General features: G+C 61.4%; 12 protein-coding genes. 5 read left to right on the forward strand and 7 right to left on the reverse strand.

Annotation, left to right across the window (positions count from 1 at the left end; genetic code table 11):
- Positions 1-10 precede the first annotated feature (10 nt).
- Positions 11-781, reverse strand: a complete 771-nt coding sequence (truA, locus tag ACN0VH_RS15190; protein ID WP_278921384.1) for a tRNA pseudouridine(38-40) synthase TruA — start codon at positions 779-781, stop codon at positions 11-13.
- A gap of 124 nt (positions 782-905) precedes the next feature.
- Between truA and ACN0VH_RS15195 the strand changes: the two genes are divergently transcribed.
- Genes ACN0VH_RS15195 through ACN0VH_RS15205 form a run of 3 tightly spaced genes read left to right on the forward strand, consistent with a single transcriptional unit; the run spans position 906 to position 3,816 of the window.
- On the forward strand, positions 906-2,306 hold the full coding sequence (locus ACN0VH_RS15195) for a YcjX family GTP-binding protein (RefSeq protein ID WP_417701170.1): 1,401 nt from the start codon (positions 906-908) through the stop codon (positions 2,304-2,306).
- Positions 2,303-2,788, forward strand: coding sequence for a GNAT family N-acetyltransferase (locus ACN0VH_RS15200; RefSeq protein WP_417701068.1), 486 nt, complete (start codon positions 2,303-2,305; stop codon positions 2,786-2,788). The genes ACN0VH_RS15195 and ACN0VH_RS15200 overlap by 4 nt, the downstream gene beginning before the upstream one ends.
- Positions 2,785-3,816: a YcjF family protein gene (locus ACN0VH_RS15205; protein WP_417701069.1), complete on the forward strand. Its 1,032-nt coding sequence runs from the start codon at positions 2,785-2,787 to the stop codon at positions 3,814-3,816. The genes ACN0VH_RS15200 and ACN0VH_RS15205 overlap by 4 nt, the downstream gene beginning before the upstream one ends.
- A gap of 307 nt (positions 3,817-4,123) precedes the next feature.
- On the opposite strand, the gene ACN0VH_RS15210 is transcribed toward ACN0VH_RS15205, so the two are convergent.
- Positions 4,124-4,525: a group III truncated hemoglobin gene (locus ACN0VH_RS15210; protein WP_417701070.1), complete on the reverse strand. Its 402-nt coding sequence runs from the start codon at positions 4,523-4,525 to the stop codon at positions 4,124-4,126.
- Between the two features lie 456 nt (positions 4,526-4,981).
- Here ACN0VH_RS15210 and ileS point away from each other — a divergent pair, with 456 nt between their 5' ends.
- On the forward strand, positions 4,982-7,897 hold the full coding sequence (ileS, locus tag ACN0VH_RS15215) for an isoleucine--tRNA ligase (protein ID WP_417701071.1): 2,916 nt from the start codon (positions 4,982-4,984) through the stop codon (positions 7,895-7,897).
- Positions 7,898-7,993: 96 nt separating this feature from the next.
- Here ileS and ACN0VH_RS15220 read toward each other — a convergent pair whose 3' ends face one another.
- Positions 7,994-8,377 (reverse strand): hypothetical protein, encoded by a 384-nt coding sequence (locus ACN0VH_RS15220; RefSeq protein ID WP_417701072.1) that lies wholly within the window; start codon positions 8,375-8,377, stop codon positions 7,994-7,996.
- Between the two features lie 209 nt (positions 8,378-8,586).
- Between ACN0VH_RS15220 and ACN0VH_RS15225 the strand changes: the two genes are divergently transcribed.
- A complete protein-coding gene (locus tag ACN0VH_RS15225; RefSeq protein ID WP_278921377.1) occupies positions 8,587-9,039 on the forward strand; it encodes a methylated-DNA--[protein]-cysteine S-methyltransferase in 453 nt (150 codons plus the stop codon).
- 142 nt (positions 9,040-9,181) lie between these two features.
- Here the strand turns inward: ACN0VH_RS15225 and ACN0VH_RS15230 are convergent, their stop codons facing one another.
- The 4 genes from ACN0VH_RS15230 to fsa form a co-directional block, all read right to left on the reverse strand.
- Positions 9,182-9,874 (reverse strand): CDP-alcohol phosphatidyltransferase family protein, encoded by a 693-nt coding sequence (locus ACN0VH_RS15230; protein ID WP_232403599.1) that lies wholly within the window; start codon positions 9,872-9,874, stop codon positions 9,182-9,184.
- Positions 9,875-10,278: 404 nt separating this feature from the next.
- A complete protein-coding gene (locus tag ACN0VH_RS15235; protein ID WP_417701073.1) occupies positions 10,279-11,220 on the reverse strand; it encodes a tyrosine recombinase XerC in 942 nt (313 codons plus the stop codon).
- Positions 11,221-11,319: 99 nt separating this feature from the next.
- Positions 11,320-12,030 (reverse strand): DUF484 family protein, encoded by a 711-nt coding sequence (locus ACN0VH_RS15240; protein WP_278921374.1) that lies wholly within the window; start codon positions 12,028-12,030, stop codon positions 11,320-11,322.
- Between the two features lie 591 nt (positions 12,031-12,621).
- Complete coding sequence (fsa, locus tag ACN0VH_RS15245; RefSeq protein WP_278921373.1) at positions 12,622-13,275, reverse strand: fructose-6-phosphate aldolase; 654 nt, start codon at positions 13,273-13,275, stop codon at positions 12,622-12,624.
- Between the last annotated feature and the right edge of the window lie 8 nt (positions 13,276-13,283).

Genomic DNA, 13,283 nt, shown 5'->3' on the forward strand with positions numbered 1-13,283 from the left:
TGATTTTATCTTACGTGGCAAACACATCCACCGGATATCCCACCCGCGCCAGATAGAGGCCGTGGCCGGGACAGACGGGCCCGCAGGCGGCGCGGTCGCGGGCGTCAAGCGCGGTTTTTACATCTAGCGGATCCCAGGCACCCGCGCCGACGCGTTCCAGTGTGCCGACAAAGCTGCGCACCTGATTGTGCAGAAAGGACCGGGCGCGCACGTGGAAATGCACCTCGGGACCGGACAGGCCCGCGACCCGCTCGATACGCAGCTCATCCAGGGTTTTCTGCGGGCTTTGCGCCTGACAGATCGACGACCGGAAAGTGGTGAAGTCATGGTTGCCCAGCAGGTGATTGGCAGCCTCCTGCATGGCCTCGACGTCCAGATCATTGTTGATCTGCCAGACCTGACCTGCGTCATGGGTTGCGGGCGCACGGCGGATCAGGATGCGGAACAGATACTGCCGCTCAAGTGCGGAAAAGCGGGCATGCCAGTCTTCATCGACAGCAGCACAGGCGACAATCGCCACCGGATTGGGCTTCAGGTGGTGGTTCAGGGCCTCTGACAGGCGAAAGGGGCTCCAGTCTTTGGCCATGTCGCAATGGGCCACCTGGCCCAGCCCATGCACCCCGGTATCGGTGCGCCCGGCTGCGGCAATGGTATGGGGGCCGGGTTCCAGCCGCGCCAGGGCATCCTCTATCGCGCCCTGCACCGAGGGTTGATCCTTTTGCCGCTGCCATCCGGCAAAGGGCTTTCCATGATATTCGACTTTGAGGGCATAACGGGGCATGGGCAGCACGTAACCCGGCAACACTGGCGAGGCAAGTGGCCTGATGCTCTGGAAACCGGGGCGGGGTCTGACTATCTTGGGCAGTGACCCAAAACAGCAGGTGCGGCGCGTGGTAGTATCGATAGTGACGGATGGCGCGGCGCGCGGGCTGGGCAGCCTTGGCAGCGCTGTCTCCTCGCGGTTTTTTGAACCTAGTCTGCGCCTTGGGGTGACGGGGCTGGCGCGGGCAGGCAAGACCGTCTTTATTACCTCTCTGGTGGCCAACCTGTTGAACCGGGGCCGTATGCTGCAGCTGGCCGCAGCGCGACAGGGGCGGATCGAGAGCGCCTATCTGCAGCCACAGCCTGACGATACGGTGCCGCGCTTTGCCTATGAGGATCACCTGGCCGCATTGACGGGACCCGCGCCGCACTGGCCCGACAGCACCCGCGCGGTGTCTGAACTGCGACTGAGCCTGACCCTGCGGCCCGCGGGGCTGCTGTCCGGGATACAGGGATCGCGCCGCCTGCATCTGGATATTGTCGACTATCCCGGCGAATGGCTGCTGGATCTGGGCCTGTTGGACAAGACCTATGCCCAATGGTCGGCTGAAGTGTTGGCGCGGCTGCCCGCCCGGCCGGTGGCGGCCGAATTCCTGCAATTGCTGACCACCGTCGAGCCAAAAGCTCCGCATGATGAACCCAAAGCGCAGGCCCTGGCGGCGGTCTTTACCGGCTATTTGCAGGCCGCACGCGCTGCCGGGTTTTACGATTGCTCGCCCGGGCGGTTTCTGTTGCCGGGTGATCTTGCCGGTTCTCCGGTCCTGACCTTTGCGCCGATCCCCCCCGAGGAAGCGGTGACGCGTCGCAGCCTGTGGCACGAGATGGAGCGCCGCTACGAGGCCTATAAAGCCAAAGTGGTGAAACCCTTTTTTCGCGACCATTTCTCGCGGATTGATCGTCAGGTGGTGCTGGTTGACACGCTGAGCGCCATTCATTCCGGCCCGCAGGCGGTTGAGGATCTGCGCGGTGCCATGGGGGATGTGCTGGCTGCCTTTCGCCCCGGTCGCAATGGCTTCCTGACTTCGCTGTTGCGCGGCAAACGAGTGGAAAAGATCCTCTTTGCTGCAACCAAGGCCGATCACCTGCATCACCTGCAACATCCGCAGATGACCGCTATCATCGAGGCCATGACCCGCGAGGCGCGCGATCGGGCCCAGTTCGCCGGGGCCGAGACCGCCGCGCTGGCGCTTGCGGCCCTGCGCGCCACCACCGAGGAAACGCGCCAGCACGATGGGGCAGAGCTGCCCTGCGTGCGCGGCCGCCTGTTGGACAGTGGCCGCCAGGCCGCTTTTTATCCCGGTGCCTTGCCAGAGGATCCGGCGCAGCTGCTGACCCCGGCGCGACAAGGGGCCGCGCGCTGGCTGGAGGGGGAGTATCAGGCGATGCAGTTTGCCCCGGCGCCGCTGAACCTGAAACCGGGGGATGGGCCGCCGCATATCCGGCTGGACCGCGCGGCAGAGTTTTTGATCGGGGATAACCTATGACTATACCGCCCCCCGCCCCGACGGCCCCGATATTGCGCGCCGCCCAGCCTACCGATGCCGGGCGGCTGGGGGCGATCCTGTTTCAGGCACAGCAGCGGGCGCGTTGGCTGCCCAAGCTCTATGCCGAGGTCGAGATGATCGCCTTTTGCGGTGTGATGATTGACCGGGGCTGGGTCACGGTTGCCGTGCAGAATGGCGTGATTCAGGGCTTTGTGGCGCGCGATGGGGCCGAGATTTGCAGTTTGTATCTGGCGGCGGGGGCCTGCGGGCAGGGGCTGGGGGCTGCGCTGATGGACGCGGCCAAGGACACCGCGCCAATGCTCTGGCTGCGGGTGATTGCCGCCAATGAAGCCGCCCGCAGATTCTACCTGCGCCAGGGGTTCCGCGAGGCCGGGCGCAGCGATGGTTCTGATACCGCAGAGGCCCTGCCCCTTATCCGCTTTGAATGGCATGACTTCTGCCAGAAAGAGACCGCCGCATGAGCCGTAAACCTGTCTTGTTTGATCTGGAAGCCGACGCAGAGAGCGATGCGCAAAGCCGGGCGGCTGGGTCTGAAATGCCTGATGTGTCAGTCGCGCCGCCAGTGCCTGATTTGATGTCATCGGATCAGGTTGGATCTGGCGGGCATGCGGCAGGGCTGGCAGCCCGGCGCCCGTCAGGGATCAGCCGCTGGTTCTTCGGTGTGGTGCTGGCGCTCTTGGGCTGTGTGGTCTCGGTTTCGGCCTGGGATTTTGCCACCGGATTATTGATCCGCTGGCCGTTGGTCGGCTGGGTGGTCAGCGCGGGCCTGGGACTGGCATTGTTCTTGGCCCTGATCCTGGCGCTGCGGGAATTTGCCGCCCTGGCCCGGCTAAAGCGGGTGGATGGGCTGCGGCGCGACAGCCCGGTTGCAAGTGCAGACCTTGCCGCGGCCAAGGCGCATCTTGCCCGGCTGGAGGCGTTTTACGCCGGGCGACCGGATATGTCCTGGCAGCTGGCGCGCCTGGCTGAGCGTCGCGCAGAAGTGCTGGATGCAGATACCTTGCTGATGCTTGCAGAAGAAGAGCTGCTGCTGCCCCTGGATGCCCGTGCCCTGCAAGAGGTCGAGGCCGCTGCGCGGCAGGTGGCCACGGTGACTGCGCTGGTGCCGCTTGCGCTGGCGGATGTGGTTGTGGCGCTGCTGGCCTCGGTGCGGATGATCCGCCAGGTGGCGCAGATCTACGGCGGGCGTTCAGGGCTGTTCAGTTCTTGGCGGCTGACGCGGGCGGTGCTGGCACATCTGGCCGCGACGGGGGCGGTTGCCGCTGGGGATGACCTGCTGGAGTCGGTGCTGGGCGGGTCAGTTCTGTCAAAACTGTCGCGCCGGTTTGGCGAAGGCGTGGTGAACGGTGCGCTCTCGGCGCGGGTGGGGATTGCCGCCATGGAGGTCTGCCGCCCGATGCCGTTTTCCCCGCCGCACCGCCCATCAACCCGCCGGGTGATCCAGGGCGCGTTGGCGGGATTGTTCCGCCGCGAGACAGGCGCCCCATAGTCGCAGGTTTTTCAGGCATTTGGCACTTGGCCGGGGCTGGGCTGGGGACTTGAACGCGGCATCGTTGCGGACAGAGAGGTCGCGCGGGGATATCAGCAGGTCTGGGTTCTTCATGCACAGGCGCACAGGTCGAATTTTGCTGTTTCCCCTGTATTGAGGTTATCTTTTGTCCACTTCTACGCGGGATTTCTGCGCGAATTTATTTTCACTATTTCCCTTTATCCACTTTCTCCATCATCAGGGGCTTCCGCTGCGCTGGGTCTGTTGAGGCCAGCGTGGTGGGTTGCCAATTCATCCGAGAGGGCGATCAGAACAGTTTGGGCGGCGCGTCCTTTGGCTGTCGCATTGCGACAATTCCGGTGCGGAAGCCTTCGCCGATGCGGTCCGCCAGGCTCCCCCACTGCAGGGCCAGCGCGGGCGAGAGTTCGGCCTGTAGCACCTGGTGAAACAGCCCGAGCCAGATCGTGAAATGTTCGGCCTGGATCTCTGGCCTGGATACATGCACCCGCATGGGATTGCCGCTATAGCTCTTCTCACGCAGGATGGCGTTGCGCCAGAACCAGGCGATCTTGGCCTCGTGCTCCGGCCAGTCGCCATCGGCCACATAGCGGGCAAAGATCGGACCAAGCACCCTGTCGGCGCGCACGCGGATGTAGAACAGGGTGACAACTCGGTCGATCTGGGCGGCAGAAATATCAAAGCGCCGCATGGGGTAGTCTTGGTGGGAGTGATCTGGGCCTGGTTGATCTGGGAGCTGGCGCATCATCTGTCCTGTTTCACATAGCTTTGGCCCTGTGCTGTGCGCCAGCCCTCGGGCCAGCGTGGGGGGCAATACAGTGCTGGAAATTCCTGTTATCCATATGACAGGGGCGCGGTTCCGGGGCAATGGGCGGCGGCGGTGTGACGCAGCTGCTGCTGGTGGCTGCTCCGATCAGATTTGACATGCGGCGATTAGCAAACCCGCTTTGGAGTTGGGATCACAACCCCGCTTTACCCCGGCGCCCTAGCGGCCTATAACGCCCCCCATGTCCCATATCGTGGCCATCATTATTCGAATTATATCCCCGGCGCTCTGATTGAATGAGACGCCGGGCAAAGGCGCTTGAGCTATCGCGCCGCACTGAAATACCCAGTTTCCGAACCGATTATCCAAAGGACGCCACCCATGTGCGCCGAGACAGCTGACACCCCTGAATACAAGCAGACCCTGAACCTGCCCAAAACCGATTTCCCAATGCGCGCAGGCCTGCCCAAGCGCGAGCCCCACTGGCTGGAGCGCTGGGCCAAGATTGGCGTTTATGACCGGCTGCGGGAAAAGCAAGGCCGCAAGCCTTTCACGCTGCATGACGGCCCGCCCTATGCCAACGGCCATCTGCACATCGGCCATGCGCTGAACAAGACCATCAAGGACATGATCGTGCGCAGCCATCAGATGATGGGCTTTGATGCGCGTTATGTGCCGGGTTGGGATTGCCACGGCCTGCCAATCGAATGGAAGATCGAAGAGCAGTACCGCAAGAAGGGCAAGAACAAAGACGCGGTGGATGTGGTGGAATTCCGCCAGGAATGCCGCGCCTTTGCCGACAAATGGGTGGATATCCAGCGCGAAGAGTTCAAACGCCTTGGCATCACCGGCAATTGGGCCGATCCCTATCTGACGATGGATTTCCACGCCGAGGCGGTGATCGCGGCGGAATTCCAGAAGTTCCTGATGAATGGCACGCTTTATCAGGGCTCCAAGCCGGTGATGTGGTCGCCGGTTGAAAAAACTGCCTTGGCTGAGGCCGAGGTGGAATACAAGGACAAGGACAGCTTTACCGTCTGGGTGAAGTTTGCAGTCTCTGGCGGTGCCGACGATCTGGCAGGTGCCAGCGTCGTCATCTGGACCACAACCCCCTGGACCATCCCGTCCAACAAGGCGGTGGTCTACGGCGAAACATTCGATTACGGCCTCTATGAGGTCACTGACGCGCCGGAAGAATGCTGGGCCGCCAAGGGCGACCGCTTCCTGCTGGCCGACAAGCTGGCAGGCGATGTCTTCAAACGGGCCCGTCTGGAAGAGGGCATGTATACCCGTGTGCGCTCTGTGCCGGCCGAAGAACTCTCTGGCCTTTCGCTGGCCCACCCCCTTGCTGGGGCCGAAGGCTCCGATGGTGAATGGGACGCGCCGCGCGATTTCCGCGCTGCCCCCTTTGTGACCGATGAAGAAGGCACCGGTTTTGTACACTGCGCGCCCAGCCACGGGATGGAGGAATTCGAACTCTACCGCGACCTCGGAATGCTGGAGCAGGTCATCACCTATAATGTGATGGACGATGGCGGTTTCCGCGCCGATCTGCCGTTCTTTGGTGGCAAATACATCCTCAACCGCAAGGGCGGCGAGGGGGATGCAAACAAGGCGATCATCGACAAGCTGGTCGAGGTCGGCGGGCTGCTGGCGCGTGGCAAGATCAAGCACAGCTACCCGCATTCCTGGCGTTCCAAGGCTCCGATTATCTATCGCAACACGCCGCAGTGGTTTGCCAGCGTTGACCGCCCCGTTGGCGATGGTCAGGACGAGATGGGTACAACCATCCGCGAACGTGCCCTGCGTTCCATCGACGAACTGGTGAAATGGACGCCGCAGCGCGGTCGTAACCGGCTCTATTCCATGATCGAGAGCCGCCCTGACTGGGTGCTGTCGCGCCAGCGCGCCTGGGGCGTGCCGCTGACCTGCTTTGTGAAAAAGGGTCTGTTGCCGACCGATGAAGGCTTCCTGCTGCGCGACGACGCGGTCAATGCTCGTATCGTTGCAGCCTTTGAGGCTGAAGGCGCCGATGCCTGGTATCTGGACGGTGCCAAGGAACGATTCCTGGGATCGGACTACAATGCAGAGGAGTGGGAGCAGGTCTTTGACGTGCTCGACGTCTGGTTTGATTCCGGCTCAACCCATGCCTTTGTGCTGCGCGACCGCAAAGATGGCACCGAAGATGGCATTGCCGATGTCTATATGGAAGGCACAGATCAGCACCGCGGCTGGTTCCACTCTTCCTTGTTGCAGGCCTGCGGCACCAAGGGGCGCGCACCCTATCGCAATGTGGTGACGCATGGGTTTACCCTGGATGGCAAGGGCAACAAGATGTCCAAATCCCTGGGCAATACCATCGTGCCGGAAGAAATCGTCAAGCAATACGGTGCCGATATTCTGCGGCTCTGGGTGGCGCAGACTGATTACACCTCGGATCAGCGCATCGGGCCTGAAATCCTGAAAGGCACGGCTGACAGCTATCGCCGCCTGCGCAATACCATGCGCTATATGCTGGGTTCCCTGCACGATTTCACCGAAGATCAGCGGGTTGCGGCAGAGGATATGCCCGAGCTGGAGCAATGGGTTCTGCACCGTCTGGCAGAGCTGGATCATCAGGTGCGCACCGGCTATCAAGCCTTTGATTTCAATGGCGTCTGGCAAGCCGTCTTTACCTTTGCCACCGTTGATCTTTCCGCCTTCTACTTTGATGTGCGCAAGGATGCGCTCTATTGTGATGGGGACACGCTGAACGCGCGCGCCGCCCGCACGGTGCTGGATATCCTGTTCCATCGGATCACCACCTGGCTGGCGCCGATCCTGGTCTTCACCATGGAGGAAGTCTGGCTTGAACGCTTCCCTGGTGACGAAAGCTCGGTACATTTGACCGATATCCCCGAGACACCGGGCGATTGGCTGAATGAGCCGCTGGCGGCGAAATGGGCAAAGATCCGGCAGGCCCGCCGGGTGGTCACTGCGGCACTAGAGGTACAGCGTATCGACAAGGTGATCGGCGCCTCTCTTGAGGCCCATCCGGTGGTTCATCTGCGCGATGCAGAGGTTCTTGAACTGCTGAAATCGGTGAACTTTGCGGATATCTGCATCACCTCTGATATCAGCCTGACAGGTGATCCTGCACCGGACGAAGCCTTCCGCATGCCCGAGGTCGAGGGGATCTCGGTAGTGTTTGAAAAGGCCGAGGGCGATAAATGCCAGCGGTGCTGGAAGATTCTGCCGGATGTTGGAACCTATACCCATGCGGGTGTCTGTGGGCGCTGCGAGGCGGCGCTGGCCTGATCCTCGGATCAAACCGCTGTGACAAATCTGAAAAAGGCCCCCGAAACCGGGGGCCTTTTGTTTTGTGAAACACTGGAAACCCAGGGGGATCGGAGCTCAGCTGGTCACCGCAATAGCACTGCGGGCGTCGCGATATGCTTGCTCTGCGATCAGGCTGCTGGCGGGCTTGGGGCCGGGGGCATAGCTCGACGCCTGAACCAGGAAATGCGCCATCAAGGCCTGTTCACTATAGCGACCGCGTCCCAGCGCCTGATCGCGGGCAGCATCCAACGCCGGACCCGGAGACCGGTTCGGGGAATGGGCCGCTGACTTGCCGGAGACAGGAGAGACGCCGCCGCTCAGCGCGGTCTGGCGCTGGATGGCGCGATTCCAGCCTTGGGACTTGCCCTCATTCAGGCTTGCATCCATCGCCGGAACACCTGCCTTATAAGACGCTGCTACGCTATTGCCGTGAAAGCCGGACCCAATCGCCGAAAACATGATACACCTATTTGTTGTTACTCCCTCAGTTTAACTGAATTTTAACAAAGCCATATCCTCCCCTTGGGTCACCGGAAGGGGAAATCAGGATAGGACCTATACGAATGTGTCTCTTGTCGCGGTGGGATACCCTGCAAAGGTTTGCACTGTGCTTTGGCAGATCTGCGTGGTTAACATGATTCACTGTAAGTGATGTGGAGAATGCCAAGGTGCCTTCAGCGACAGTTGATACCCCCGTCGGCCCCCTGTGCCTGAGTGAAGCAGACGGTGCTATCACCGGGCTGGGCTGGCAGTGGGGCGGGGCGGATGACACGGCGCTGCTGCGTCGGGCGGTTGAACAGATAGAGGCCTATTTTGCTGGAGAATTGCAGATCTTTGATCTACCGCTGCACGTCGCGGGATCTGATTTCCAGCGCGCGGTCTGCGACGCCATGCGGCAAATCCCACTGGGAGAAACCCGAACCTATGGCGATTTGGCCAGGGTACTCAAGGCGCCACCACAGCCAATAGGCAATGCCTGTGGGGCCAACCCCATTCCAGTGATCATTCCCTGTCATCGGGTGCTGGGGGCGAATGGTCTGGGTGGGTTTTCCGGCCGGGGCGGGGTTGAAACCAAGGTTGCCCTGCTAAAACACGAAGGTGCCGCCGGTCTGCTGATATAGTGCTGCACAATGCCACGCCCGGTGAAGGCTTGGGGAAAAGAGCGCCCGGACCGGATCACAGAGTGGGATCTGTCGGCCCGGGCTGGGCGGCTTTGCTTGCGGCAGGCTTGTTTCGCAGGGGGCGCGGTACGGAGCCGGGTGCTTAGCGTTTTTCGGGGATGATCTGCTGGGCAATGCCAACAAAGACCAGATAGATCGAGGTCACAATCAGCCCCCAATGCGCCCAGCTTTCAGGATGGAAATCGACCCAGGCGGCCCAACCGGCAAAAAAGGTCCAGGCCAGCGCGATGGGCAGCGACAGGCGCCGCCAACGCTCGGTGCGGACGGGATGGATGAATTTCAGCGGCAGGAACATGGCAATAGACAGTAGCGTTACCAGTACCAGAATGGTCCAGTGATTGGGTTCTAGCGCAAAAATCACCAGCACCAGCATATTCCAGCAGCCGGGAAATCCGGAAAAGGAATTGTCCTTGGTCTTCATCCGGGTATCGGCAAAATACATTGCGCTGGCAAAGGTGATGACGATGATCGCAAACCAGCCGGTCCATCCCGACATCAAGTCTGATTTGAACAGTGCAAAGGCCGGGATGAAGACATATGTCAGGTAGTCGATGATCAGATCCAGCAAGACGCCGTCAAACTGCGGCGCATAGCGTTTCACCTGATAGTGGCGGGCCAGCGGGCCATCGACACCATCCACCGCAAAGGCAACCACCAGCCAGACAAACATCAGGCTCCATTTGGCGTCCACGGCCGCCAGCATGGACAGCATGGCAAAAACAGCGCCTGTTGCGGTGAGAAGGTGAACGGAGAGGGCGCGGATCTGTGGTGTCATGCCCCCGTGATGGCGAATTTCATCCGCGGCTGCAAGGCTTCAGTGCAGCCAAACGGGCGATTCGTCGTGGGCCTGAAGCAGTTTTCTTGCATTCAACTGTGCCTGCCGCAGCACCATTCTGGCCCGGCTGGTGCCTGGAGCCGGTAGGTCGGGCCTGCGGTTTTTGTGTGGCATCTGGGGAAAGCGGATCTGCGAGGGTGCAGGCGAAGGCGCCGCTGGGGCAGGATGAAGCGAGAGCGTTTCAAATGTCATCTTTTGGCATCCTTTCTGGAGCATCGGGTGCCTTTAGATACGGGGGAAGGGATTAACCACTCATGCAGTCCCGCGTGAATATTAGCTCAAATTTTAGCGGGTGCCGGGGCAGGGGGTAGACGGGCCGCTGATGCCAGGCCGCTGATGACGAGTCACGCCTTGGGGTGGCTGCGGTTGTAAACTGCCATCAGATGGGCGGTATCCACCGCGGTATAGGCCTGGGTCGTCGACAGTGACGAATGCCCCAGCAGTTCTTGGATGGCGCGCAGGTCTCCGCCCGCTTCCAGCAGGTGGGTGGCAAAGCTGTGGCGCAGCGCATGTGGCGTGGCACTGGCCGGCAGGCCCAGCTGGGCGCGAGTCTGGGCCATCACCGTCTGGATCTGGCGGGGGTTCAGCGCCCCGCCGCGCACGCCACGAAACAGCGGCTTGTCGTCTTCTTGCGGATGGGGCGACAGGGCGAGATACCGGTCGACGGCACTGCGGGCGGCTGCGATCACCGGCACCAGTCGTTCCTTGCCACCCTTGCCTGATATGCGCAGGCTGTTTGGCAGTGGCGCTGCGCTGCCGGGCAGTGCCAGCGCTTCAGAGATACGCAGGCCACAGCCATAGAGCAGGGTGACCACAGCCACATCACGTGCAGCCACCCAGCTTTTGCTCGATTGCATCTCGACGGTGTCCAAGACCGCGCGGGCGGCATCTTCTGCGAGGGGGCGCGGCAATTTCTTTTGAAACTTGGGGGCGCGTGCCGCCAGGACGGCTGTCGGTTCAAACCCTTCCCGTTCGGCCAGCCAGCGATAGAAGCTCTTCACCGCCGAAAGCTTGCGCGCCAGAGAGCGCGGGCCAGTGCCGCTGTTGCGCTCCTGTGCCATCCAGGCCCGCATATCCGAAGTGCTGATTTTCGCCAATGCGCCCAGTCCCTGACGCGCGCCGCTATGGGTGGTCATGAAGCTGAGAAACCCAGTCAGGTCCCCCTGATAGGCGTTGATGGTATTGGCCGCAGCCCCTTCGAGCGCGCTAAGCCCCTGTAGCCACAGCTGCAAGGCGTCGCGGCCGGCGGGGGAAATCAGAGAAGGGGCGGCGTCTGTCGTCTTCATGCGGGGCCCTTCATATGGAAGCCGTCATGTTTGTTTGCCAGTTCTTATTGTACCAGTGTTTCCGTGTGCCCATGGTACAGTGTCTCCAGGCTGCAGGGATCAGGACAACCAGCGGCACATGCTGCGTTCAAATACCCCGGCAAAAAAGGTCAGAAGATCAGTGCCATGCTGCGGGGTGAACTGGTTGGGATCCGCGGATCCCAGCACCAAGAGCCCCGGCAGGCGTCCGGTGCCCAGGTCCAGCCTCAGACAGGCCTCTGATCGGATGTCCTGCGCCTTTGCGCCAAACACACTGTCCGTGCCAGCCTGCAGCTGGCGCAGCAGAACGCGGCGCTGTGGATCGCCACGCCCGGTATCGGCGTAGTAGTTGACAAAGCCAGGGGCGGCGACTTTCAGCACTTCGCCCATGCGCGCAGCCGCGGCGGTGCCGTCATCCTGATGCGTTTCCAGCACGAGTGCCACGCAGTCTACCCGCAGGATCTCTGCCAGATCGGTGTTGAGTGTGTGCAAAAATCCGGGAAAATCGACAGGATCCAGCAGGCGCAAAACTGCGCGGTGGATCTGATTCGTGCCGGCCAGGTTTTCATAGGCCGCTGCAATCACCGAACGGTGGGTATCTTCCAGCCGATCCAGCCGTGCCTCCATACGTTCCATCGCAATGCCACGCAGGTCAACGATATTGGCCCCCATGGCACGATCACTGGCCGAAACCAGGGCATCCATCAGGCCCTGATCTTCGAGAACCGCGTCTGGCTTTGCCAGAATTGCATCGCGCAGGGGAGCGTCTAGTTTGGCTGTTGTGCTGCTCATTCTTGAACCTCTATTGGGCGTTTGGCCTGGGGTATAACACAGGCCTTGCGGCAAAGTGGCTAAAAAATCCTTACGGGCAGGAAAAGGCCTAAAGGCCCTGCGCAGCGCCAGAGGGTCGATTGCGGGAGGGCGGAACGGTTCTGTATGGGGCTGGGACAGGGCAAGGGGGCGCTCCCGCCCAGGGCGGCTGGATCAAAGATCCCTTGCCCCGGTTGGGCCGGGCGCCGGGCTTTGCCCGGCGCAAAAGACAGGGGCTGAGAAGCGGTTTAGGGGCTGGACTGCCCCTAAACGCGCCTTTGCAAGTCTATAAGGGCTATTGCGGCCTCAAGGGCAAGCCGCGCCAGAGGCGCGGGCGCTTGCGCGCCCCTTGACCCCGAAAAAGCAAAAAAAGGCAGCGACTGGGCTGGCAATGAGACCTGTCAGAGATGGGCTGGATGATTCGTGATCTGGGTCAACGGATATCGTTGATTGCCAAGCGCTGGCCAGGGCGCCGAGGCGGGATGCGGCGATTGTCGAGCCGCGCGGTGGTGGCCCCGATCTGTTGGAGCCACCATCACCAAGTTCATACCGGTGGGCGTATGCGCAATATCCTTACAGGATTTTGATATCGGCGGCTTTGATGTCATCCAGGAAAGTTGCCAGGCCCTTGTCGGTCAGTGGGTGGTTGGCCAGTGATTTGATCACGGCAGGGGGGGCGGTGATCACATCGGCACCGATCAGGGCGCTGTCGAGGATATGGTTGGCCGAGCGGATCGAGGCGGCGAGGATTTCGGTATCGAAGCCATAGTTGTCATAGATCTGGCGGATATCGTTGATCAACTCCATGCCGTCTAGGTTGATATCGTCGAGGCGGCCAATGAAGGGTGAAATGAATGTGGCGCCGGCCTTGGCGGCGATCAGCGCCTGATTGGCCGAGAAGCAGAGCGTCACATTGACCATATGGCCATCATCGGACAGGACCTTGCAGGCCTTGAGGCCATCCCATGTCAGCGGCACTTTGACGGCGATGTTTTCGGCGATTTCGACCAGCTTGCGGCCCTCGGCGATCATGGTCTCGGCGTCTGTCGCGGTGACCTCGGCAGAGACGGGGCCGGTGACCATGGCGCAGATCTCTTTGGTGACCTCGATAATGTCACGGCCGGATTTTTTGATCAGCGAGGGGTTGGTGGTTACACCGTCTACCATTCCAAGGTCGTTCAGCTCGGCGATGGCGTCGATTTCGGCGGTATCTACAAAGAATTTCATCGGCGGGG

Source organism: Pseudophaeobacter sp. (genome assembly GCF_048267565.1).
Taxonomy (GTDB): Bacteria; Pseudomonadota; Alphaproteobacteria; order Rhodobacterales; family Rhodobacteraceae; genus Pseudophaeobacter; species Pseudophaeobacter profundi.

Coding starts and splice junctions, on each gene's coding strand:
- ileS (WP_417701071.1), top strand. CDS start 4,982: ATGTGCGCCGAGACAGCTGACACCCCTGAATACAAGCAGACCCTGAAC.
- ACN0VH_RS15240 (WP_278921374.1), bottom strand. CDS start 12,030: ATGAGCAGCACAACAGCCAAACTAGACGCTCCCCTGCGCGATGCAATT.
- ACN0VH_RS15210 (WP_417701070.1), bottom strand. CDS start 4,525: ATGCGGCGCTTTGATATTTCTGCCGCCCAGATCGACCGAGTTGTCACC.
- ACN0VH_RS15205 (WP_417701069.1), top strand. CDS start 2,785: ATGAGCCGTAAACCTGTCTTGTTTGATCTGGAAGCCGACGCAGAGAGC.
- ACN0VH_RS15235 (WP_417701073.1), bottom strand. CDS start 11,220: ATGAAGACGACAGACGCCGCCCCTTCTCTGATTTCCCCCGCCGGCCGC.
- fsa (WP_278921373.1), bottom strand. CDS start 13,275: ATGAAATTCTTTGTAGATACCGCCGAAATCGACGCCATCGCCGAGCTG.
- ACN0VH_RS15220 (WP_417701072.1), bottom strand. CDS start 8,377: ATGTTTTCGGCGATTGGGTCCGGCTTTCACGGCAATAGCGTAGCAGCG.
- truA (WP_278921384.1), bottom strand. CDS start 781: ATGCCCCGTTATGCCCTCAAAGTCGAATATCATGGAAAGCCCTTTGCC.
- ACN0VH_RS15230 (WP_232403599.1), bottom strand. CDS start 9,874: ATGACACCACAGATCCGCGCCCTCTCCGTTCACCTTCTCACCGCAACA.
- ACN0VH_RS15200 (WP_417701068.1), top strand. CDS start 2,303: ATGACTATACCGCCCCCCGCCCCGACGGCCCCGATATTGCGCGCCGCC.